Below are 22,062 nucleotides of genomic sequence, written 5' to 3'. Positions count from 1 at the left end.
CAGCAGCAACAATAAACAGTCAAAAGCTTAAAAGCCAATTGACACATTCAATACACATATGTACTGTTAACAAAAACCACCGACCATCACTTCAGACAAACACCAAGCCAATGACATCCAAACCCTACCAACTGCATGGCTGGCACCTGTCCTACTTCACCGGCAAAGTGATGTGCTATCTGAATTACAAGAAAATCCCCTACGTCTATCATCAGGTCAATTTCTGGACACTGACCAGGACGGGCAAACGCAAAACTGGTGAAGTCGTGATGCCCCTGCTGGTGACACCAGACGAGGCATGGTTACAAGATTCCAGTGTCATGATCGACTATCTCGAAGCGCTCTTCCCGCAAGCACCTGTCATACCACATGGCCCGGTACAAAAATTCGCATCTTACCTTATGGAAGCCTGGGGGGATGAATGGTGGGTGCCCATTGCCATGCACACGCGCTGGAATTATCCAGAAAACTATGCCCTGTTTGAACGCGAAGCAGGCAACGCACTCCTGCCACACTTCCCGCGTTTATTAAAAAAGCGTGCTGTCGCCTTTGTCGCCAACAAGTTACGCGGCATGTTGCATGCCGTTGGCGTTCGACCTGAGCAGCACAAGATGATGAATGAGTGGACCATTAACATGCTCGATTTGCTGGAGCAGCATTTCTCCAGGCATGCATACTTGTTTGGTGATGCCCCGACAATCGGCGACTTTGGCCTGGTGGGCACCATGTATGGGCATCTGGGGCGTGATCCCTGGCCTGCGCGTGTACTGGTAGCACCACGGCCACATCTGCGTGCCTGGATAGACAGAATGTCTACTGGCAAAATTGCGAGCGGCAGTCTGCTCGCAGAGGATAAATTTGCACCTACCCTTGTCCCGATTTTCAAAGCCATCTGTGCAGAATTTATCCCCATGGTGGCGGCCATTAATGAGCAGCTCAAAGCCGTACAAGCGAAAATACCGGCAGGCAAAACATTACCACGCAGGCTGGATGAAATTTGCATGCCCATGGGCAATCAGCAATTTTCGCGGGTCGCCCTACCTTATACTTTGTGGATGGTGCAACGTTGTCTGGATGTGCTGGCAGAGATGAATGCAACGGACCAGATGAAAGTCAGGCTGTGGTTGCAGTCAGTGGGTGGTGCCGACTTGCTGACGCTGGAAATACCACGCCTGCGCCGCATCGGCTTACGTGTGGCATTAGAATCCGGGCTAGTGCAGAATTCGACAATACTAAAAACAGCACAAGGTCAGGCATGAGCAAAACCAGGCAGGCATACATCTTGATCACAGCGATTATTCTTATCGCAGTATTGGCTTTGTTTTTTTTCAGAAAGCCAGCTATTGGTGAAAGTACCTCTACAGGCAAGCCCCAGGCAACAGTTGCGACACCCAGAGAATGCGCATTGCCAGCAGATGCAGGTAAAACGCCCCACCCTGGCATGGTATGGATACCCGCTGGCCGCTTTGACATGGGCGACAGCAAATACCCGGAAGAAATGCCAGTTCAGGAAGTGGCCGTTGAAGGTTTCTGGATGGACAAAACAGAGGTCAGCAACGCTGAATTTGCTGCCTTTGTCAAAGCTACAGGCTATGTCACTGTTGCCGAGCGCCCTGTCGATGAACGCCTGCACCCCGGTTTGCCAGAGGAGATGCGCAAACCCGGTGCGGTGGTCTTTGTCATGCCCAGGGATGCCGATGTGAATGGCCCGCCCAGCCAATGGTGGCGTTATATTCCTGGTGCCAACTGGCGTCATCCAGGCGGACCAGAGACAACGATAACAGGCAAGGAAGCCTTTCCGGTGGTTGCGATCGCGTACGAAGATGCGCAGGCCTATGCAAAATGGAAAGGCCATACCTTACCTGGCGAAGCGCAGTGGGAATGGGCTGCACGCGGCGGCCAGGTCAAGGCAGGTATGGATCATGAGCAACCCAAGAATGCCAATACCTGGCAAGGTCTGTTCCCGGTACAGAATTCTGGCGAAGACGGCTTCATCGGCCTGGCACCAGTCGCCTGTTATGCGCCGAATGCCTATGGCTTGCATGACATGCTGGGGAATGTGTGGGAAATGACGGCTGATACATTCACCCCCAATCATTCATCCCTGAATTCAGCCCCGCACTCACCAGACCAACTTGCCAAGCGCAATGGAGCAGCAGCCAGCCATGTCATCAAGGGCGGCTCTTTCCTGTGCGCGCCCAATTACTGTGTACGCTACCGCACTGGTGCCAGGCATGAACAAGAGGATGATCTGGCTGCCAGCCATCTTGGTTTTCGTACCATCTTGCTGGCAGCACCGCCAACCAGTCGATAGAGGTAACCATGAAACAAACCGCCATAGAAGACTTGCAAATCCTGCTGACCATGCAGCGTGCCGCCTTTGCGCAAGAATCCATGCCAAGTCTTGCGACTCGCCTGGACAGACTGAACAAACTGCTGGCCATGGCGCGCAAACATGCGCTGGAGATTGCTGCCGCTATTTCAGCTGATTTTGGCAATCGCTCTGTCAATGAAACCTTCTTACTGGAACTGGCAACGCTGGAAGAAAAAATCAAGTACTGCAAAAAACATTTACCACGCTGGATTAAGCAAAGACGCTTATCCAGCAGCCCGCAACACTTGTTTGGCAAGAACCGCGTCTTGCCGCAACCGCTAGGCGTGATAGGCATACTCAGCCCCTGGAACTATCCTTTTGATTTGTGCATGGGCCCGGCACTGGATGCACTGGCCGCAGGTAACCGCGTCATGCTCAAGCCATCTGAATTATGTCCGCGACTTTCTGACCTGCTGGCTAAACTGGTGGCAGAATATTTTGATCCATCCGTACTGACCGTAGTGCAGGGTGACGCCAGCGTGGCCGCCAGTTTCAGCAGCCTTCCCTTTGATCATCTGGTGTTTACTGGTTCGACTGAGGTAGGCCGCATCGTCGCGCAGGCAGCGGCAAAAAACCTGACACCAGTGACATTGGAACTGGGTGGAAAATCACCAGCCATCGTCGATGCCGACGTTGATCTTGCCATCGCTGCAAAACGCATCGCCTGGGGCAAACTCATCAATGCCGGGCAAACCTGTGTTGCCCCAGATTACCTGCTGGTACCGCAAGAACAGGAAACGACTATCGTCGCCGCCATCAGCACGGCCATGCAGGACCTCTACCCGCGCCTGGCAGACAATAAAGACTACACCAGCATCATCAGCACACGCCAGTGGCAACGCCTGCAAGACTTGCTGGCAGATGCAGCACAGCACGGTGCCAGGCTGCATGTGATCAATCCGGCTGCAGAACAATTTGACCCGGCATTGAAGAAGATGGCACCTGTCATCGTCACAGGCGTGACGGCCGATATGCGCCTGATGAAGGAAGAAATTTTTGGCCCCATTCTGCCTGTCATGACGTATAAGCACTTTGATGAAGTAGTCAATTACGTTAACCAGCGTGCGCGGCCACTGGCTGTCTACTGGTTTGGCAATGATCATACCCACAGGGACCAGGTATTGCGCCAGACTATCTCTGGCGGTGTCTGCATCAATGACTGCCTCTTGCATGTGGGCCAGCCACAACTTGCTTTTGGTGGGGTCGGCCCCAGTGGCCAGGGTGCCTATCATGGGGAGGCGGGTTTCAATAGCTTTAGCAAACTCAAACCCATTTTCATACAATCAAACTGGAATGTCATGGGCTTTGCCTATCCACCTTATGGCAAGCTGGTGGCGAAAATGCTGAGCATGTTCACACGCTGATACTTAAACACCACTGATACTGCGCCCATGTACTTGAAAAGACTGAAGCAGGCAGGCTGGATTATTCTCGCTTTCCTGCTCGCCACTGCCGCCTTGCTATACGCAAAACTTGACTATATCAAGGGTGGAGCAGAAACTTATGTGTTTGGCTATCCACTGGTGATGATGGAGTTGACGCGCCAGACTACGGTTCAAAGCATAGGCCCGGAAAATCATTTACGGCGTGTCCGGCAATTCCCGGACGCCAACTTCAGGGATGTGGTGAGGCCCAATGTCGATACACTCTACACTACAGCCTTCATCGACATGCAGCAAGGCCCCTGGGTATTTGAGATGCCTGCCAACCAGCAACGCTATGAAGTCATGCCCTTCATGGATGCATGGACCAATGTCTTTGCCGCACCTGGCAGCCGCGTCACTGGCAATTCTGGCGGCAAATATCTTTTGGTCCCGGCAAACTGGCAGGGCGAAGTGCCGTCCGGCATGCAAGTCCTGCGTGCGCCGACTCGAATTGTCTGGCTCATTGGCCGTACCCAGACCAATGGCGCGGAAGACTTTGCTGTCGTCCATAAGTTACAGGATGGCCTGCAATTTCGCAGCCTGGCTGACTGGCAGGAAAATAAACCTGAAGCAGCCCCCATCTGGCGACCCCAGCCGGAAAAATCTCTGCCGCCCATCGTTCAAATGCGGCAAATGGATGTGAGGCATTTCTTTAGCCATCTGAGCAAGCTCATGCAAGACAATCCTCCAGTTGCAGCGGATGCACCCATGCTGGAAAAAATGCGCCGCATAGGCATCGTTCCTGGCGCAGCACCAGACTGGTCATGGCTGGAAAAAAACTGCATCTCCCTGGGCAGATGGCTGGCTGACAGGAAGATCGCACAAGAATTGAAAAAGCCACGTGATGCTGTCAATGGCTGGGTGACGCCACCAGCCATTCTTGGCAATTATGGAACTGACTATAACATCCGTGCTGTGGTAGCAATGATAGGGCTGGGAGCCAACCTGCCTGCCGATGCCATTTACCCGAGCGCCGGTGTCGACGTGCAAGGCCAACCCTTGGATGGCAGCAAGCGCTACAGGTTGCATTTCCCACCAGATCAACTGCCACCAGCGAAGGCATTCTGGTCTGTCACAGCTTATGGCACTGATGATTTCCTCATCGAAAACATCATGCAGCGCCATGCCATCGGCAGCCGCGATGCACTGGTCATGAATGAAGATGGCTCACTTGATCTCTACATCCAAGCCTCTGCACCGCCAGACAAATGGCAAGCCAACTGGCTACCAGTCAAGCAGGGGCAGGGTTTTGCACTGAACGCCAGACTATACTGGCCCAAGGCAGCAGCACTTGAAGGTCGCTGGCATATGCCAGCAATCGAGCGACTTGATTAAAATTTTCCAGCAAACATACTTATGAGTCTGTCCTCCTTTCTCACTAATATTTACTTGCGTTATCGCTTCAAACCCAAGCCTGGTGCGGCGATTGACGTAGCAAAGGCCAGAGAGAAGATCGCTCGCATGCTGCGCTACCAAAGCCACTTGCCGGCCGATATTACATTTACCTCTGTGACAGCCAGTGCTGGCCTGTGCGCAGCCGCCTGGTTTCAGGCTGCACAAAGCGATAGAACGATCTTGTATTTTCATGGTGGCGGTTATTTCTTTTGTAGCATAGAGAGCCACAAACCTGTCTGTGCCTATCTGAGCCGAGTAGCCCAGGCTAAAGTTTGCTCTGTTGATTACCGTCTGGCACCTGAGCACGCTTATCCGGCGGCAGTCGAAGATGCCCTGGCCTGGTACCAGGAGTTATTGAAAACCACGCTCGCCAGCAAGATCATTGTCGCCGGTGATTCCGCTGGTGGTGGGCTTGCCATGGCCTGCCTGCTGGCAGCACGCAAGGCTGGCCTGCCCATGCCTGCGGCAGCAGTTCTGTTTTCACCTTGGGTAGACCTGGCTTGTGAAGGGGCCAGCATGCAAACCCAAGCCAATGCCGATGTCATGTTCTCGCCTGATAGTCTGCCCAAGGCAGCAGCACTATATTTGCAGGACACACCAGCAAAAAATGAACTGGCCTCACCCCTGTATGCTGACTTGCAAGGATTGCCGCCGCTACAAATTTTTGCCAGCCGTCATGAAGTCTTACTGGATGACGCCACCCGCCTGCATCAGGCTGCTCTCAATGCAGGTGTCAGCAGCACTCTGATATTAGAGAGCAACTTGCCCCATGTATGGCCGACGATGGTGAATTTGCCAGAGGCAAGGATCAGTCTGCGGCAGGCCGCCGGGTTCATAAAAGAGCAGAGCAAAGGGTAAATTCAAGTCCTAGCAACTTAATGATAGAACTCATGCTTATCCACGAGCACACAATGTTCCACAGGCACGGTACGCGCTGAAGGCGTAACGCCATCTGCGGCCAATTGACCATACCAAATGGCATAGTGATCTTCAGGCACATCAGGCATGCCATAGTAGCCAACGATAACACCAACATCACTACCGACGCGGACGAACTGTCCAAGCACCTTTGCAGTTGTCATAAAAAATCTGCCTCTGGCAAACATCGAAGCAGCATTATAGCCACAGGTTGATCTGTACTTTTCTTTTCTATTCCACCACGAAAAGGCCCACAAATAAATTTATCGTCTGGGGCAGTATATTTTTTCAATACACTAGTGTACTGTTAACGTCAGATTCAAATTTAACAGTCCGCGAACCCATCTACAGCAAGGCCAGCCAATGACAAGCGCAAGCACAAACAAAGTTTTCGATATCCTCATCGTCGGCAGTGGCTTCTCAGGTCTTGGCCTGGCAATCACCATGCAAAAAGCAGGATATGACTGGCATTTACTGGAACAGGCTGAAACCCTGGGCGGCACCTGGCGTGACAACCATTATCCTGGTGCGGCCTGTGATATCCCGTCCAACCTGTATTCGTTTTCCTTCATGCCAAATCCAGACTGGACGCGTCTCTACCCACCACAGGCAGAAATTGCCGCCTATATGCAACGCTGTGCCGACCAAGGTGGAGTAAGACATGGCATGCAATTTAATGCCAGAGTCGTCAGTGCCAAATGGATAGAAGAGCAGAGTCACTGGCTGGTACAACTGGCCAGTGGCGAAGAATTGCGCGCCCGCACTCTGGCAGCAGGGACGGGTGGCCTTAGTCGTCCGCAAATGCCCAAGATAGAAAATCTCGATGCCTTTCAGGGTGACCTGTTTCACTCCGCCCGCTGGCGGCATGATGTGGACTTGCGTGGCAAGCGCGTTGGTGTCATCGGCACTGGAGCCAGCGCCATACAGATCGTTCCTGCAATTGCCGCGCAATGCGGCAGCCTGACGTTATTTCAGCGCACGCCAGCCTGGATCATCCCGCGCAATGACGAGGCGGTTTCGGAAGCCAGGCGCCGCAGCTATCACGCCCAGCCTTGGCGCCAGCAACTGAGCCGCAAGCTGACTTACATCAAACTGGAATCACGCATGTATGCCTTCACCCGCGCGCAATGGCTGCTGCGCCGGGCGCAGAAACAAGTAGAAAGTTATCTGCGACATCGCGTCAAGGATGAGTCCTTGCGCAAAAAACTGACGCCCAATTACACCATAGGCTGCAAGCGCATTTTATTGTCGGATGATTTTTACCCTGCCTTGCAAGAACCGAATGTGCAACTGATCCCGCATGGCGTGACACGGGCGACGGCAAACGGCGTCATCTGCGCCGATGGCAGCGTTCATCAACTGGATGTGCTGATCGCTGCCACTGGCTTTCAGGTGGCAGACGCCGGTGCACCATTCGACATTACAGGGCGCGATGGCGCAGATCTCAACCAAAGTTGGGCACAAGGGCCGCAGGCTCACCTGGGTACGGTAGTGCATGGCTTCCCCAACCTGTTCATCATGACGGGCCCAAACACTGGGCTGGGACATAATTCCCAAGTCTATATGATAGAGTCGCAAATCAATTTCGTACTGGCTGCCCTGCGCGCACTCGACAAAAAAAAGGCGAGGGCATTTGATGTCAGGGCTGAGGTGCAGAACAACTACAACCAGGCTGTACAAGGCAAACTTGTCGGCAGTGTCTGGAATAGCGGTGGTTGCCACAGCTGGTATCTGGCCGCAGATGGCAGTAACCGCACCCTGTGGCCAGACTTTACTTTCCTGTTCCGCCGTCGCCTCAGGCAATTTGACTGGGCAGAATTTCATGCCCTGCCCAACATAGGCAAAACAATATGAAATCCCTACACAAAAAACTTGTGGTGATCACCGGTGCGGCATCCGGCATAGGCGAAGCGCTGGCGCATGCCTGCGCCGAAGCAGGCGCAGACCTCTTGCTGGCAGATATAGACCAGCAGCGCCTTAACAGCCTTGCAGCAGCATTGACTGGGCAATTCAAGAAAGCAGGAACAAACCAGCGCGTGTTCACGCAAAGCTGCGATGTCGCCAGCGAGGCAGACGTGCAAACCCTGGCTGCCACGGCCGTGCAAGAGTTCGGTGGTGCCGATGTCCTCTTCAATAATGCAGGCGTGGCCCTGGTTGCCCCCGTACTAAGTGGCAAGCTGGCAGATGCACACTGGCTGATGGATATCAATTTCTGGGGCGTCGTTCACGGTTGCCGGGCCTTCGCGCCACAGATGCACGCCAGGCCTGACGCTGTCATCGTTAACATCTCCAGCATCTTCGCCATGTTATCGCTGCCTACTCAGTCCTTCTACAATGCCAGCAAGGCAGCAGTCAGGGCATTTTCTGACAGCTTGCGCGAAGAATTGCGGGTGAGTCGTAAAGACGAAACTGGCAGCAAATATGGCATCCATGTACTATGCGTACACCCAGGCGGCATACGTACTCGCCTGGTTGAACAGGCAAGGCTGGGCAATATCACCGCCATGGCGGCAAATGCAGAAAGCCTGAACAAACAATTCAAGCGCATCGCCCGCACCAGCCCTGAACAGGCAGCAATAGCCATCATAAATGCAGTCAACAAGCGCAAGACACGTTTGCTGATAGGCGCTGATGCAAGAGTCGGTGATTTTTTCTACCGTCTATTTCCAGCCAGGGCATCAGCCTGGTTTGCTGGAATGTTGCGCAGGCAGCGCAAACATTCTTAAAGAAATCGTCATTTTCAAATAGCAAATAACTATGCAATACTGAGCTAAAATCCGCGCTGTAAAAAACGCAGCCCCGACCTTATCGTTACAGAAAAAGTATCCCCCTTCAACATGACTCCCGGCCCCTACCTGATAAAAAACTGCGATTCTTGTGAGCAATTGCTTAGATACGTTACCCTGGCTTCTCGCTTCGTTTTTTTTGGAGCTTACTGGACGGATGGATATGACGAAATTTTTCACGTCATCGACAATGAATGTGTAGGTCTGTGTCCAAGTTGTGGCAAGGCAATTTGGCGTGAGCATCTGCATGAATTAGGCATGGCAGATAGCTTCACATTCCATACTGACACACGAACCGAATTTGAAGTAAGGATTCCTACCGTCAATATCAGCACTGTATTGTTAATGAAAATTGTTCGTGAAGTTTCCAAGTGCTCATTTGCAGAAGCGAAAACCATCGTCAGCCGTCACGAAATTCATTTGAATCCTTTATTTGATCGGGACGACGCCTACGACTATGCAAGGAAGAGGCTGCAAGCTTTAAACGTCCCTTACGTAGTCATCGAACATATCGTTCCTGTACAAAAAGACTTTCCAGAAGAGTGGCTCAAAGCCCTGCCTCCCGTGAGAATTTTCACCGCAAAAAAGTACCAGGAAATTTTGCAAGAGAGTGCATCATTACTCGATACGGAACAAGAAAAATTTCTGCGCAAGATGATCATGCAAAGAGACAATGACCTATATCGCCAAAGCGATGCCACGTCAGAATGGTTATTAACAGAGGAAACAAGATTAAATCTGAATAAGCTTTCTGCAATTTTAGACGAAACGAATATTGACGAGCGCTTGTTAAAGGCAGAGATTGCCCGAAATTTAGGACACTTCGATGCCAGCCTAGCGCTGCTTGATTGTGACTATGAAAATTATGTGCCCATCATCAATTTTTTGAGAAATCATGCTCAAAATCACATGCCAGCTTTATCTTTATTCCCTTAAAAAAATACCTCAGTACTTCCTTACTTCTTTTTAGCCTTGCTCGACTGCTGCTCCTGCACCAGGTAATTAGCAATAATGTTCTTGAGGTATTCCCTGATCATCGGCGGGTTGACCGGGCGGCTCAGGGCCTGGTAACTGCCGACGATAGCGAGGTAAAACAGGGATGCGAGTTCCTGTGATTTTTGCGCATCGTTATTTGTCAGACGCATGTATTTTTCTTTGACCATGTCCATGCGCTCCTGATCTACGTCAACCAGCATCTTGGCGACCTCGGCATCACGCCTGCCGTAGCCACGCAGTGCCAGTTCAAAGCGCATATATTCCAGATCTTTGCCGCCGTGGCGCAAAGCGATGTCGATGAGTCGTTCCAGATCTTTTTGTGGGTCTGGGTCAATTTCGCTACGGGCGATGCGGTCTTGCTCACGCTGGTAATCGCGCCATTGCTTGAGGAGATCGCTGACCAGTTCTGCATGGTCCGCAAAATGCCAGTAAAAGCTGCCGCGCGTCACGCCCAGCTTGTCTGCCAGCACCAGAACCCTGACATTATCAAAGCCGCCATCGACCACTGCCTTGAAGGCGGCATCGATCCAGTCTTCACGGCTGAGTCTGGGACCTTCCGAGGTTTTTCTTGTTTTTGGTGCTGCTTTCATATCTTCCCTTGTTCGTCTACCCTGATACAGATCAGCGCTTGCAAAGTCAGCATTTTAAGTCGAGCACGACGCGGCCACAACAAGCAGACAAAATCCATACACTTGTGTATTTTAATTCTTGACAAGTTGCGCCACCGGACTCTACATTAGCAGTATCAGTACACATATGTATTGAGAGACTATAAAACAACAGGCCGCAGAGCCCTTTCAAATAACGGAGACAAACATGGAACATAAACACAATGTGATGCGGCCTGTTTTGCAACTAGGCCAAGCCTTGAGTGGCGTGGCACTGGCCTGCTGCACCATGACAGCATTAGCGGGAGAAGGCTATAAACTCAGGCAATCCCCGGTCGGCGTGTTTGGCGGTGAGATGGCCGCTTCGATAGAAAATCCCGGCTTTTTTGGCACAGCGGCACTTTCCACTACCAGTATCTATAAAGTCGTCGATGGCGATGGCAATGATATCAGCCTACCCGCCCGCAGCCTGCCGCTCCCCACAGGCACCCTGACCAAGGGTGCGGTACCAGATGGCACATATACGCTCAATGTACCTGCCGCAGCCATAGGATTTGACCAGCCGCAAACCCAGATCAATATCCTGGCCGGTTACCTGACACAAAGCACGTATGGCGACGGGCATATTGCCTTTGCCATGAATATCCCCCTGATCAAGCAAAGCCGCACATTTACGGCTGTGAGCCCGGCTGGCACAGTCAGCCCTACGCCCAACCCTGCCTTGCCAGCAGCTTTGCGCGGTGCAATCAACGGCGTGGCGGCGGCAGCCAATGCACAGGTACAGGCAGCTGTCGCCAGCACCCTGGCCAGCCAGAATGCAGATACTTCAGGTATGGGCGATACCGAGCTGTCCATGGTTTGGATCAAACAGCAAGACCGTCTGAAGATCGCCGCTGGTGTTTCCTTATTTGTGCCTACCGGCAACTACAATAAGGACAGGGGCCCCAACCCCGGCTTTGGTAATTTTTACACTTTGCGTCCCGGTGTGGCTGTCAGTTATTCCCTCAATCCCAATCACGCCAGCGAAGTCTGGGATAGCGGCGTCACCATTGCAGGCAGGCTGTCATTTGGCATGAACAGTACCAACAAGGATACCAATTATCGCAGCGGCAATTTTGTTTATGCAGAAGCCGGCATCATCAAGGTTTCGGGTAATTGGGCATTCGGCTCGAACGTACTGGCCATCAACCAGATAACCGATGACAGTGGCACAGGTGCGCCTGCAGGCGGTAATCGTTACAAGAGTTATGCCGCAGGACCATTTTTATCCTACAAGTTGCCAGGCAAGGAGGCAGGGTTCAATTTGCACTATAGCCAGAGCTTTGGCGGCAGTAATGCCCTAGTATCGCGTACCTTGCAGTTGCGCTTCATCAAAGCCTGGTAAAACGGAGCATGTCCATCAAAAGCCTGTTGATGCCTGTGATTACCCAGCACATACTGGGGCGTTCGCGCTTGCTTCAGCTGCGCGAACGGGCGGTGCGGGCACGATTGCGCAGCGGCACGGTAAGGCAGCTTCATTATTTCCACCAGGCAGATGACCCCTATAGCGTACTGGCGGCGCATAGTCTGGTCGCCATGCAGCAAAAGTATCCATTGGAAATTCTACCGCACGTGGTCAGCCCACCTGAACAGGCGGCGGCACCTGAACGCGATAAGTTGCAAGCCTATAGCCGTCAGGACGGGCAACTGCTGGCGCAGCATTTTGGCTTTCCATTTACCGACTTCGCGCAACAACCCTCAGCAGAAAACATCAGCATGGCGAACCGCTTGCTGGTAGCGGCCATCCATACCGGACAATTCACGCAGCTTGTGGACAGCATCAGTGCCGCTCTGTGGACTGCAGCACATGCGATCACGGAACTGGCAGCTGTGACACTGAAAGTCCCCCCTGCTACGGAAGAATTAACGGTAGCAGACATGCAACGCGCAAATGCTCTGAGAAAGGCACTGGGCCATTACCTGGGTGCCTGTTTCTGGTATGAGGGAGAATGGTACTGGGGTGTAGACAGACTCTATCACCTGGAACAAAGACTGCAAGAGGAACTGGGCAGCGATCTGGGCTACCTGTATCCGCCCCCCACAGATCTGACCGGGCCGCTCAGTATTGCGCAGCCGCCAGAAATCGATTTTTTCTTTTCCTTGCGTAGCCCCTATTCAGCCATCGTTGCCGAGCGGGTATTCAAACTGTGCCAGCTAACGGGAACGAAAATCAACTTGCGTTTCCTCCTTCCGATGGTGATGCGCGGCTTGCCAGTGCCTGCCAACAAAAGACGCTACATCGCCATGGATACAGCACGCGAAGCCCATGTCCGCCATATTCCTTTTGGTCGCTTGAACGACCCGGTAGGCCGCCCTACAGAACGAGGCCTTGCCCTAATACCACTGGCTGAAAACCTGGGACGAGGGCAAGACTATATATTGTCTTTTATGCGCGGCGTCTGGGCCGAGGGACTCGATGCTGGCAGCGATCGCGGTTTGCGCAAAATCGCCGAGCGGGCGGGCCTGCCCTGGGCAGATGTCCAACTGGCGCTGCATGATGAGACCTGGCGCAACACTGCTGAGATCAACCGGGAAGCGATGTTCGCCCTGGGCCTGTGGGGCGTACCCTCGTTTTATTGCGCTGGCGCTGCAGTCTGGGGGCAAGATCGCTTATGGGTCATCGCCAATCTCTTGCAAAAAATGGCAGATTCCGACGAACAATTATCCAAACAAGGCCAAACATGCTGACTAATATCCTCAAACTATCCTGCCTGCTGATCTATGTACTGGCTCTTGCTGCGCTGGCAGGTTTGCTGCCCCCGGCCTATACAGGACCGTGCATCAATCTGGCCGGGCTCTTGCTGATCATTCATGCACTGGAGGCCGTAGCCGTATTCAAGCATCTGGGCAAGTATCGTGGCCCCATGTGGATGAGCCTGCTGCTGACGATCCTGTTTGGCCTGCTGCATTGGCAGCCGCTGCTCAAACTGAAATCCGTCAAGGAATAAGCATGCGCGCCACTCGCTTGCTCGCCCTGATTTGTCTTGCCAGCCATCTTGCCCAGGCCAGCGAATTGCCGCCGTCCCCACCTGGCAGCGCAGGCAAACCCTCCAGACCCAATATCGTGGTCTTGCTGGCTGACGACTGGGGCTTTAGCGATGTGGGTGCCTTTGGCAGTGAAATCGCCACACCCAATCTGGATGCACTTGCCAGACAGGGCACGCGCTTTTCCAATTTCCATGTCAGTGCTTCTTGCTCACCTACCCGCTCCATGCTACTCACCGGAGTGGACAATCATCTCAATGGTGTCGGCAATATGCGCGAAACCATTCCCCTGGAACATGAGGGCAAGCCAGGTTACCTGAGTGTCCTGAATGACCGCGTCGTGACTGTTGCCAGCTTGTTGAAAGATGCAGGCTATCGCACCTATGTTGCAGGAAAATGGCATGTTGGCAAAGAGAGGCACAATCTGCCAGACCAGCGTGGTTTTGAGCGCTCCATCATCCAGGGCGACAGTGGCTCGGATAACTGGGAAACCGGCAAACGCTATCTCGACCTGACTGACAAGGTTTACTGGTATGAGGATGGCAAGGAAGCCAGCATGCCCAAGGAGTTTTACTCTTCAGAATATTATGTGGACCGGATGATCAACTACATCCGCACTGATGAACAGGCTGGCAAACAGGCACAGCCCTTCTTTGCCTATGTCGCCTTCCAGGCCAATCATATTCCCTTGCAGGCCCCGCGTTCATTCATCGAAAAGTACAAGGGTAATTATAAAGACGGCTGGACTGCCCTGCGCCAGGCCAGGCGCGACCGTGCGATTGCGCTGGGCCTGCTGCCCAAAGACACGCCCATGGTCACCATGTCCACCACCAAAGACTGGGAGGCGCTGACAGCCGCCGAGCAAGCCTACCAGGCCAGGCGCATGGAAGTGTATGCAGGCATGGCTGAAGCCATGGACTACCACGTAGGACGGCTGATTGCGGCATTGAAGCAAAGCGGCCAGTATGACAATACCATCTTCATGTTCATGTCAGACAATGGGGCAGAAGCATCCGACCCCTATGCCATGCTCAGTGCACGCCTGTGGCTGGACATGTACTACGACAGCGATATCGACAAACTCGGCGACAAGGGAGCCTACAGCATCATAGGCCCAAGCTGGAGCAGCGCTGCCGCCTCGCCTCTGAGTACCTATAAATTCTATGCCGGTGAAGGTGGCATACGCGTACCGCTGATCATCGCTGGCAAGGGCATGCAGCAAAACCGCATTCACCAGAGCTTTACCCACATCATTGATATAGCGCCGACGATACTGGAGCTGGCGAACACCCCCAGACCAAATGGCAGTTACCAGGGCAAGCCGGTAGAAACCATGCGCGGCAGCAGCCTGATCCCGGTGCTGTTTGATGGCAAAGAGAGGGTCCACCCGACCGATGAAAACATAGGCTATGAATTATCTGGCAACCAGGCATTGTTCAGAGGCGACTACAAGCTGGTGAAAAACCTGCCACCTGTCGGTGATGGCCGCTGGCATTTATATGATATCCAGCTTGACCCTGGCGAAACCCGGGACCTGCAAACCAGCCTGCCAGAGGTGTTTTCCAGCATGCAGGCTGCCTATGCGCAATATGCCAAAGATAATGGGGTATTACCTATGCCCGAAGGTTACGAGCCTACCCAGCAGGTATTCACCAATGCGATGGTGCATGTATATATCCCGCGCTTTAAATATCCAGCTATCCTGCTCTTGCTGGGTCTGGTCACGGCGGGCTATCTGCTGATGCGCCGACGCCGCACAACCCTGAACAAGGCCAAGTCATGAAAAGGCAGCGTTTTTTTATCATCACACTAAGTATCCTGGTCTTGCTGGTCTTTGGCCTGTACTTGCTGCGTACTCCCATCAGCCTGGCGATCGCTGAGAGAATGATAGCCCAGCGACTGAATGCCAATCCCCTGGCAGAATTGCCCGATGGCTTGCATGTTGGTTTATGTGGAGCGGGTTCGCCCTTCCCTGACGACAAACGCTCTGGCCCCTGCACTCTGGTCATCGCCGGACAACGCCAATTCATCTTTGACGTGGGCAGTGGCACGGTACGCAATCTGGGCAAGATGGGTTTTAGTCCAGGGCAAGTTGATGCTGTCTTCCTCACGCATTTTCATTCCGACCATATCGATGGCATGGGCGAGTTTCTATTGCAGCGCTGGGTATCTGCCAGTAACGAGAACCCGGTTCCTGTGTATGGCCCCAAAGGCGTTGAGACTGTGGTGCAGGGCATCATGCAAGCCTATAAACCGGACCAGGGCTACCGCGTGGCCCACCATGGTGAAGCGACCATGCCGCCCAGTGGCTTTGGTGGCATGGTCAAAAGTTTCGCGCCACCGGCACCGGGCACTGTGACACTGATCAAGGATGCCGACCTGGAAATCATCGCCTTCACAGTGGAACATGGCCCCATCCACCCAGCAGTGGGTTATCGCATCAACTATAAAGGCCGCAGCTTGCTCATCAGCGGCGACACCATCAAGTCTGCAACCGTGCAAGCACACGCCAGGAACGTGGACTTGTTGCTGCATGAAGCCTTGTCTGTTCCTCTGACCAACTTGCTGGAAAAAGCGGCTGACAAGGCTGGCAAGGTGCATTTGAAAAAAATCTTCAATGACATCACCAATTATCACACCACACCTGAGCAAGCCGCTGAAATTGCGCGAGATGCCAACGTGGGAGCCTTGCTATTGAACCATATTGCACCACCCTTGCCCCTGCCGGGTATGGAATCTGCCTTTCTGGGTGATGCAGGCAATATCTATCAAGGAAAAATCAAGGTCGGTGTCGATGGCGACTTTGTCAGCATGCCCGCGAATAGCAAACAGATTGTTTTCAGCAAACGCTTCTAATCGTTTTTCATCATTGAGGTTCAGCATGTCAGCACTACCTGTCGTAGAAAAATTCTTGCGTACTCCCGAACATCGATTTGCCCACATCCCCGACTTCCCTTACCAGCCACACTATAGCGAGATAGGTGGCCTGCGCATCGCCTGCATTGATGAAGGCCCACGCAATGCAACGCCCATCCTGCTCATGCATGGCGAACCAACCTGGTCTTATTTATACCGCAAGATGATCCCGGTCTTGCTGGCAGCGGGTTTCCGCGTCATTGCGCCTGACCTGGTTGGCTTTGGCCGCTCGGATAAACCGGCAAGCAGGAAAGATTATTCCTACCTCAATCATGTGTCGTGGATGAAGGCCTGGCTGGTCGCCAATGACTTGCGTGGCCTGACCTTATTTTGCCAGGACTGGGGTTCCCTCATCGGCCTGCGCATGGCAGCAGAAGAGCCTGAGCGTTTTGAGCGCATCGTGCTGGCCAATGGTGCCCTGCCTACCGGTACGATGGCCGTTCCCAAAGCATTTAAAATCTGGAGGGCATTTTCACGTTACAGCCCCTGGTTCCCCATAGGCCGCATCGTCAAGAGTGGTTGTGTGCATGGTTTAAGCAAAGCAGAAATTGCCGCCTATGATGCGCCCTTCCCTGGCCGCTCCTACCGCATCGCAGCCCGCCTCTTCCCCGGCTTTGTACCAACCACGCCAGATGATCCCGAACGGCAACGCAATGAGCACGCCTGGGAAGTATTCAAGCGCTGGGACAAACCCTTCCTGACGCTATTCAGCAACCGCGACCCTGTCACCCGTGGCGGCTACAAAGCCTGGCAAGAACTGGTGCCAGGTGCACAAGGCCAACCGCATGCGATTACCCGCAATGCCGGACATTTTTTGCAGGAAGACAAAGGCGAAGAAGTCGCGGCGGCGATAGTCAGGTTTGTGCGTGAGACTGGCGGCGGGACTCATGACGCCGCTACTGTTGCGCATGCGAGTCCGCCAACTCTTTGAACCTGCCTATCACAAACTGCGCCACTGGTGAATGACTGCGCCCCCGCAAAGAAACGATGCCCAATTCTGAATGCATGGTCGGTATGCCCTCTATCACCAGCGGCACAATTTGCCCGCGCCGGATTTCATCTGCCACGGCTGCATTGATGGCGGCCAGTATGGTGTCAGATTCCAGTGCAGCGCGTTTGAGTGTCAGCACATCATCGCATTCCAGTGCGATAGGCAAGTTCGCATTAACGGGCAAACCCAGCAATTGCGCCAGCGCCTTGCGTATGGCTTGCGGTAAGCGTACCGATGCCAGGCCGTATTGCAAAATATCGGCAGGCAGGCTGCGCGGCTTGCTCAATAAAGGATGATGCGCACGTACAAAAAACCCACCGCGCTGGCGTGCCAGCAAGTTGATGTCCAGGTCCTGGCCGGGCGGAAGGTCACGGGTGTCAGCCACAAAGAAATCCAGTTCTTCATTGCGCAAATGCTCGGCCAGATATTCCCAGTTATTGACTTCAACGCGCAAATTGACACCCGCAAAGTGTTGCCTCAATTCAGGCATCAGCATGGGCAACAGCGTCGCTGCGGGAAAAGGCCCTACTCCTATGGCCAGATCACCGATCTGCTTGCTGCGGTACAGCTCTATGTCTCTTTGCAGGCAGCGGCTGTCAAACAAAAGCTTGCGGGCCCGTTCTATGAAAAAGTTACCGGCAGGGGTAGCCGTCACTTCTATCGTGCCACGGTCAAACAATTGCACACCCAGCTCGGTTTCCGCCGCCTGTATGCTGCGACTCAGGGCAGACTGCGACAGATGCACGCGCTCTGCCGCCCGGGCAAAATTCTTTTCATCTGCCACTGCAACGACGTGCTTGAGACGTTTCAATTCCACGGTATCCCTTCCTGCCATTAAAGCATGCAAAAACAACCATCAATCCATGCATGCACTGCATTGATTCTAGCCCAAGAATGCATTGGACACCAAAAAATTAGCCTCTTACACTCGATAACATCAGGAGACAAGAAATGCCAAAACCCCAGGAATTCGACTACATCGTCGTAGGCAGTGGCTCAGCCGGTTGCGTGCTCGCAGCCCGGCTGACGGAAGATCCCAACATCAGTCTGGCCTTGCTCGAAGCAGGAGGTCCGGACAAGAGCGTGCTGATCCATGCGCCTGCAGGTGTGGCCGCCATCGTACCAATCAAATACCATAACTATGGCTACCAGACCGTGCCGCAAGCGGGCTTGAATGGCCGTTGCGGCTATCAGCCACGCGGCAAGACCCTGGGTGGCTCCAGCTCCATCAATGCCATGCTCTATGTACGGGGTCACCGGCGGGACTATGATCATTGGGCTGCCCTCGGCAATACAGGCTGGGCCTATGATGAGGTATTACCCTACTTCAAACGCGCCGAACATAATGAAGATATACAGAATAGCTACCACGGTCAGGGTGGACCGCTGAATGTCTGCTACCCGCGTCATCAAAGCGAGATCAACCACCTGTTCATTCAGGCAGCATCTGAATGCGGTTTGCCACAAAACCAGGACTACAATGGCGAACAGCAGGAAGGCGCTTTTCTTTACCAGGTTACGCATAAAAATGGCGAGCGCTGCAGCGCTGCCAAGGCTTACCTGACACCCAATCTGGCGCGTCCCAATCTGCACGTCGTCACCCATGCTGTCGCTGCCCGCATCCTGTTCGAGGGCAAGCGCGCGGTTGGAATTGAATACCATCAGACTGGTGAACTGAAACAAATACGAGCCCGTCGTGAAGTTATCCTGTCTGGCGGTGCCTTTGGCTCGCCACAACTACTGCTGCTGTCCGGAATAGGCCAGGCCAGCGAATTGCAAAAGCAAGGCATCCAGCTTGTGCACGACTTGCCTGGTGTAGGCAAGAATCTGCAAGACCATATCGACTATGTACAAAGCTGGCGGAGCAAAGGCAGCGCCGCCAAAGACGCTACCTTTGGCTTGTCGCTCAGTGGTATGACAAAAATGAGCAAGGCCATGTGGGAATGGCGGCAACATCGCACTGGCATGGTCACCAGCACTTATGCCGAAGCCGGTGCGTTTCTGCGATCCGACCCCAGCCTAAGCGTACCTGACTTGCAAATTGTCTTCGTCATTGCTCTGGTCGATGACCATGCGCGCAAACCGCATCTGGGGCATGGCATCTCCAGCCACATTGATGTCTTGCGCCCACACAGCCATGGCACGGTCAGCCTGGCCAGCAAAGACCCGCATGCATCCCCGGTCATCGACCCGCGTTTTTTAAGCGATGAGCGCGATCTCGATTTACTGGTGCGCGGCGCGCAATTCCAGCATAAGCTATTTGCATCCAGCGTATTCGATCACATGCGCGGCGCCATGCTCTACCCCACCCGGGCAGATGATATCGCAGGCTTGCAGCAAGATATCAGGCAAAGGGCAGATACCCAGTACCACCCAGCAGGCACTTGCAAGATGGGCCAGGCCACAGATGCCATGGCTGTCGTCGATGAGCGTCTGCGGGTAATGGGCATGCAAGGCTTGCGCGTCGTAGATGCCTCCATCATGCCCACACTGATAGGCGGCAATACCAATGCACCAACTATCATGATTGCAGAAAAAGCAGCCGATATGATCAGGGTTGATAATTTATAGACACTGGAGACGATATGAAAACACCTCAGCACCTTTGCCTCAAAAAAACTGTGGCTCTGACTTTGGCAGCCACGGCAGCCATGCTACTGACCGCCTGTAGCCAAAAACCGGGCAACACTGCCATGGGTGATGCCACGGCCACCACCGTCAAAGCCAATGCCGACATCGCACAAAGTCTGGCACTGGATGACCAGCAGGATTTTGAAAATGCCAAACGTGGTCTCATCGCCAAACCAGAAGGCAAAATTCTCGGCCCCGCAGGTGAAGTGCTCATCGATTTCGATGCATGGAAATTCATAGAAGGTGCAGCCCCGTCCACTGTCAACCCCAGCCTGTGGCGGCATGCTAAGCTCAATGCGCAAATCGGCCTGTTCAAAGTCACCGATGGCATCTATCAATTACGCGGTTTTGATATCGCCAATATGACTATCATCGAAGGCAAGACAGGCTGGATCATCGTCGACCCGCTGACTGCCAAAGAAAGTGCGGCAAGTGCCATTGCCTTTGCCCGCAAGCGCCTGGGTGACAAACCTGTGACCGCCATCATCTTCACCCATAGCCATGCTGATCATTTTGGTGGTGCCCTCGGTGTCATCACCCCCGAAGAAGTGGCAAGCAAAAAAATCCCTGTCATCGCCCCTGATGGTTTCATGGAAGAAGCCACCAGCGAAAACATCCTCGTCGGCACCGCCATGGCCAGGCGCTCTGGTTACCAGTTTGGTAAAGACCTTGAGCGCTCAGCCAAGGGCCTGGTCGATACTGGCCTTGGTAAAGGTGTCGCCTATGGCAGCATAGGCGTGCTGGAACCCAACCAGCTCATCACGCAGAAAACCCAGGAGCTGACGCTCGATGGCGTCAATTTTGTTTTCCACAATGTGCCAGGCGCAGAAGCGCCCTCAGAACTGACCTTCAGCATCCCCGATAAAAAGGCCTATGCCGGCGCCGAGATACTCGCGCAAACCATGCACAATCTCTTGCCTGTACGCGGTGCCAAAGCCCGCGATGCCCAGCGCTGGGGCGGCTACCTCGAACAGGCCTTAGCACAAAGTGCCGATGCCGAAGTCTATTTTGGCCAGCACAACTGGCCAGTCTGGGGCAAACCACGCATCGCAGAATTCATCACCAAACAGCGCGATGTTTACAAATACACCCACGACCAGACCGTACGTCTCATCAATGCCGGTTACACTCCCTATGAAATCGCCGACAAGATCAAGCTGCCCAAATCACTGGAAAGCTATTTCGGAGCACGAGGCTACTATGGCGACCTGCGCCACAATGTCAAAGCCGTGTATCAGTTTTATCTGGGTGCTTATGACGGCAACCCCGCCAACCTCAATCGCCTGCCACCACAAGAATCTGCCAAACGCTATGTAGACTTACTGGGCGGCGCAGACAAGGCCATCGCCGCTGCGCAAGCATCTTTTGACAAAGGCGATTATCGCTGGACAGCAGAACTGCTGAACCACGTTGTTTTCGCCGACAGTAAAAACAAAAACGCCAAAGAATTACTGGCCCGCACCTACGAGCAAATGGGCTATGCAGCAGAAGCATCCACCTGGCGCAACAGTTACCTGACCGCCGCCACCGAACTACGCAACGGCCCACCCGCCAAAGGCGTCAACCGCGCAACCATGATAGACATGCTGAGCCAAACCCCGATAGAACGCTTCCTCGAAGCCATGGCCGCAGGCCTCAACGGCCCCGATGCCGAGGGCAAAGACTACAAACTCAATTTGGTACTGACCGACACCAAAGAATCCTACGTGCTATGGATAGAAAACGCCGTACTACACCACAAAAAAGCCGAACCAGCAAAAAACGCCAATGCCACGCTCACATTGACCAAACCCATCTTCATCAAGATGATGGCAGGAACGGCTGGCGTCAAAGATACACTGTTCAGTGATGACTTGAAGGTGGATGGCAGCAAGATAGATCTGGTACGCTTCTTTGGCCTCATCGACAAGGCGGCGGGAACGTTTGCGATTGTGACGAAGTGAGTACTGTGCCCCAACTAGTAACACTTACAGGCGGAAAGGAAAAAGGAAGTAAAAAG

General features: G+C 53.5%; 19 protein-coding genes. 16 read left to right on the top strand and 3 right to left on the bottom strand.

The genetic code is table 11. From position 1 onward, the window contains the following. Nucleotides 1-110: 110 nt before the first annotated feature. The 5 genes from H8L47_RS07190 to H8L47_RS07170 are packed head-to-tail and all read left to right on the top strand — an operon-like array spanning nt 111 to nt 6,051. Entirely contained in the window at nt 111-1,259 is a 1,149-nt protein-coding gene (locus H8L47_RS07190; RefSeq protein ID WP_186952772.1) for a glutathione S-transferase family protein, read from the top strand. Further along, on the top strand, nt 1,256-2,314 hold the full coding sequence (locus H8L47_RS07185) for a formylglycine-generating enzyme family protein (RefSeq protein ID WP_222616432.1): 1,059 nt from the start codon (nt 1,256-1,258) through the stop codon (nt 2,312-2,314). Before H8L47_RS07190 ends, H8L47_RS07185 begins: the two co-directional genes overlap by 4 nt. 8 nt (nt 2,315-2,322) lie before the next feature. Next, nucleotides 2,323-3,738, top strand: a complete 1,416-nt coding sequence (locus H8L47_RS07180; protein ID WP_186952770.1) for a coniferyl aldehyde dehydrogenase — start codon at nt 2,323-2,325, stop codon at nt 3,736-3,738. A 27-nt stretch (nt 3,739-3,765) separates the two neighbouring features. Beyond that, nucleotides 3,766-5,133, top strand: coding sequence for a DUF1254 domain-containing protein (locus H8L47_RS07175; RefSeq protein WP_186952768.1), 1,368 nt, complete (start codon nt 3,766-3,768; stop codon nt 5,131-5,133). A 21-nt stretch (nt 5,134-5,154) separates the two neighbouring features. Beyond that, on the top strand, nt 5,155-6,051 hold the full coding sequence (locus H8L47_RS07170) for an alpha/beta hydrolase (RefSeq protein ID WP_186952765.1): 897 nt from the start codon (nt 5,155-5,157) through the stop codon (nt 6,049-6,051). Between the two features lie 17 nt (nt 6,052-6,068). On the opposite strand, the gene H8L47_RS07165 is transcribed toward H8L47_RS07170, so the two are convergent. Then, complete coding sequence (locus H8L47_RS07165) at nt 6,069-6,275, bottom strand: hypothetical protein (protein WP_186952762.1); 207 nt, start codon at nt 6,273-6,275, stop codon at nt 6,069-6,071. Nucleotides 6,276-6,474: 199 nt separating this feature from the next. Here H8L47_RS07165 and H8L47_RS07160 point away from each other — a divergent pair, with 199 nt between their 5' ends. The 3 genes from H8L47_RS07160 (at nt 6,475) to H8L47_RS07150 (ending at nt 9,833) form a co-directional block, all read left to right on the top strand. After that, nucleotides 6,475-7,965 (top strand): flavin-containing monooxygenase, encoded by a 1,491-nt coding sequence (locus H8L47_RS07160; RefSeq protein WP_186952759.1) that lies wholly within the window; start codon nt 6,475-6,477, stop codon nt 7,963-7,965. Further along, complete coding sequence (locus H8L47_RS07155) at nt 7,962-8,837, top strand: SDR family NAD(P)-dependent oxidoreductase (protein ID WP_186952756.1); 876 nt, start codon at nt 7,962-7,964, stop codon at nt 8,835-8,837. The genes H8L47_RS07160 and H8L47_RS07155 overlap by 4 nt, the downstream gene beginning before the upstream one ends. Nucleotides 8,838-8,948: 111 nt before the next feature. Further along, complete coding sequence (locus H8L47_RS07150; protein WP_186952755.1) at nt 8,949-9,833, top strand: hypothetical protein; 885 nt, start codon at nt 8,949-8,951, stop codon at nt 9,831-9,833. A 20-nt stretch (nt 9,834-9,853) separates the two neighbouring features. Here the strand turns inward: H8L47_RS07150 and H8L47_RS07145 are convergent, their stop codons facing one another. Beyond that, on the bottom strand, nt 9,854-10,483 hold the full coding sequence (locus H8L47_RS07145; protein WP_186952752.1) for a TetR/AcrR family transcriptional regulator: 630 nt from the start codon (nt 10,481-10,483) through the stop codon (nt 9,854-9,856). A 226-nt stretch (nt 10,484-10,709) separates the two neighbouring features. Here H8L47_RS07145 and H8L47_RS07140 point away from each other — a divergent pair, with 226 nt between their 5' ends. From H8L47_RS07140 to H8L47_RS07115, 6 genes are read left to right on the top strand one after another with little or no spacing between them, the layout of a single operon-like run. Further along, entirely contained in the window at nt 10,710-11,885 is a 1,176-nt protein-coding gene (locus H8L47_RS07140) for a SphA family protein (RefSeq protein WP_186952749.1), read from the top strand. An 8-nt stretch (nt 11,886-11,893) separates the two neighbouring features. Further along, nucleotides 11,894-13,228, top strand: coding sequence for a DsbA family protein (locus tag H8L47_RS07135; RefSeq protein WP_186952747.1), 1,335 nt, complete (start codon nt 11,894-11,896; stop codon nt 13,226-13,228). Next, nucleotides 13,222-13,488 (top strand): hypothetical protein, encoded by a 267-nt coding sequence (locus H8L47_RS07130; RefSeq protein WP_186952745.1) that lies wholly within the window; start codon nt 13,222-13,224, stop codon nt 13,486-13,488. The genes H8L47_RS07135 and H8L47_RS07130 overlap by 7 nt, the downstream gene beginning before the upstream one ends. A gap of 2 nt (nt 13,489-13,490) precedes the next feature. Continuing rightward, entirely contained in the window at nt 13,491-15,308 is a 1,818-nt protein-coding gene (locus H8L47_RS07125; RefSeq protein WP_186952742.1) for an arylsulfatase, read from the top strand. Next, entirely contained in the window at nt 15,305-16,381 is a 1,077-nt protein-coding gene (locus tag H8L47_RS07120; protein ID WP_186952739.1) for an MBL fold metallo-hydrolase, read from the top strand. The genes H8L47_RS07125 and H8L47_RS07120 overlap by 4 nt, the downstream gene beginning before the upstream one ends. A 25-nt stretch (nt 16,382-16,406) precedes the next feature. Further along, nucleotides 16,407-17,372: a haloalkane dehalogenase gene (locus H8L47_RS07115; protein WP_186952736.1), complete on the top strand. Its 966-nt coding sequence runs from the start codon at nt 16,407-16,409 to the stop codon at nt 17,370-17,372. Here the strand turns inward: H8L47_RS07115 and H8L47_RS07110 are convergent. After that, nucleotides 17,338-18,249, bottom strand: a complete 912-nt coding sequence (locus tag H8L47_RS07110) for a LysR family transcriptional regulator (protein WP_186952733.1) — start codon at nt 18,247-18,249, stop codon at nt 17,338-17,340. The two genes, H8L47_RS07115 and H8L47_RS07110, sit on opposite strands and share 35 nt — an antisense overlap. A gap of 134 nt (nt 18,250-18,383) precedes the next feature. On the opposite strand from H8L47_RS07110, the gene H8L47_RS07105 reads away from it, so the two are divergent. After that, a complete protein-coding gene (locus H8L47_RS07105; RefSeq protein ID WP_186952732.1) occupies nt 18,384-20,003 on the top strand; it encodes a GMC family oxidoreductase in 1,620 nt (539 codons plus the stop codon). 14 nt (nt 20,004-20,017) lie between these two features. Next, entirely contained in the window at nt 20,018-22,006 is a 1,989-nt protein-coding gene (locus H8L47_RS07100; RefSeq protein WP_230413629.1) for an alkyl/aryl-sulfatase, read from the top strand. The last annotated feature ends 56 nt before the right edge of the window (nt 22,007-22,062 follow it).

It is taken from the genome of Undibacterium umbellatum (assembly GCF_014284125.1).
GTDB classification, from domain to species: Bacteria; Pseudomonadota; Gammaproteobacteria; order Burkholderiales; family Burkholderiaceae_D; genus Undibacterium; species Undibacterium umbellatum.
The sequence above is the reverse complement of the archived record's forward strand: the minus strand, read 5'-3'. Positions and strand labels throughout refer to the sequence as shown.

Coding starts and splice junctions, on each gene's coding strand:
- H8L47_RS07190 (WP_186952772.1), top strand. CDS start 111: ATGACATCCAAACCCTACCAACTGCATGGCTGGCACCTGTCCTACTTC.
- H8L47_RS07185 (WP_222616432.1), top strand. CDS start 1,256: ATGAGCAAAACCAGGCAGGCATACATCTTGATCACAGCGATTATTCTT.
- H8L47_RS07180 (WP_186952770.1), top strand. CDS start 2,323: ATGAAACAAACCGCCATAGAAGACTTGCAAATCCTGCTGACCATGCAG.
- H8L47_RS07175 (WP_186952768.1), top strand. CDS start 3,766: ATGTACTTGAAAAGACTGAAGCAGGCAGGCTGGATTATTCTCGCTTTC.
- H8L47_RS07170 (WP_186952765.1), top strand. CDS start 5,155: ATGAGTCTGTCCTCCTTTCTCACTAATATTTACTTGCGTTATCGCTTC.
- H8L47_RS07165 (WP_186952762.1), bottom strand. CDS start 6,275: ATGACAACTGCAAAGGTGCTTGGACAGTTCGTCCGCGTCGGTAGTGAT.
- H8L47_RS07160 (WP_186952759.1), top strand. CDS start 6,475: ATGACAAGCGCAAGCACAAACAAAGTTTTCGATATCCTCATCGTCGGC.
- H8L47_RS07155 (WP_186952756.1), top strand. CDS start 7,962: ATGAAATCCCTACACAAAAAACTTGTGGTGATCACCGGTGCGGCATCC.
- H8L47_RS07150 (WP_186952755.1), top strand. CDS start 8,949: ATGACTCCCGGCCCCTACCTGATAAAAAACTGCGATTCTTGTGAGCAA.
- H8L47_RS07145 (WP_186952752.1), bottom strand. CDS start 10,483: ATGAAAGCAGCACCAAAAACAAGAAAAACCTCGGAAGGTCCCAGACTC.
- H8L47_RS07140 (WP_186952749.1), top strand. CDS start 10,710: ATGGAACATAAACACAATGTGATGCGGCCTGTTTTGCAACTAGGCCAA.
- H8L47_RS07135 (WP_186952747.1), top strand. CDS start 11,894: ATGTCCATCAAAAGCCTGTTGATGCCTGTGATTACCCAGCACATACTG.
- H8L47_RS07130 (WP_186952745.1), top strand. CDS start 13,222: ATGCTGACTAATATCCTCAAACTATCCTGCCTGCTGATCTATGTACTG.
- H8L47_RS07125 (WP_186952742.1), top strand. CDS start 13,491: ATGCGCGCCACTCGCTTGCTCGCCCTGATTTGTCTTGCCAGCCATCTT.
- H8L47_RS07120 (WP_186952739.1), top strand. CDS start 15,305: ATGAAAAGGCAGCGTTTTTTTATCATCACACTAAGTATCCTGGTCTTG.
- H8L47_RS07115 (WP_186952736.1), top strand. CDS start 16,407: ATGTCAGCACTACCTGTCGTAGAAAAATTCTTGCGTACTCCCGAACAT.
- H8L47_RS07105 (WP_186952732.1), top strand. CDS start 18,384: ATGCCAAAACCCCAGGAATTCGACTACATCGTCGTAGGCAGTGGCTCA.
- H8L47_RS07100 (WP_230413629.1), top strand. CDS start 20,018: ATGAAAACACCTCAGCACCTTTGCCTCAAAAAAACTGTGGCTCTGACT.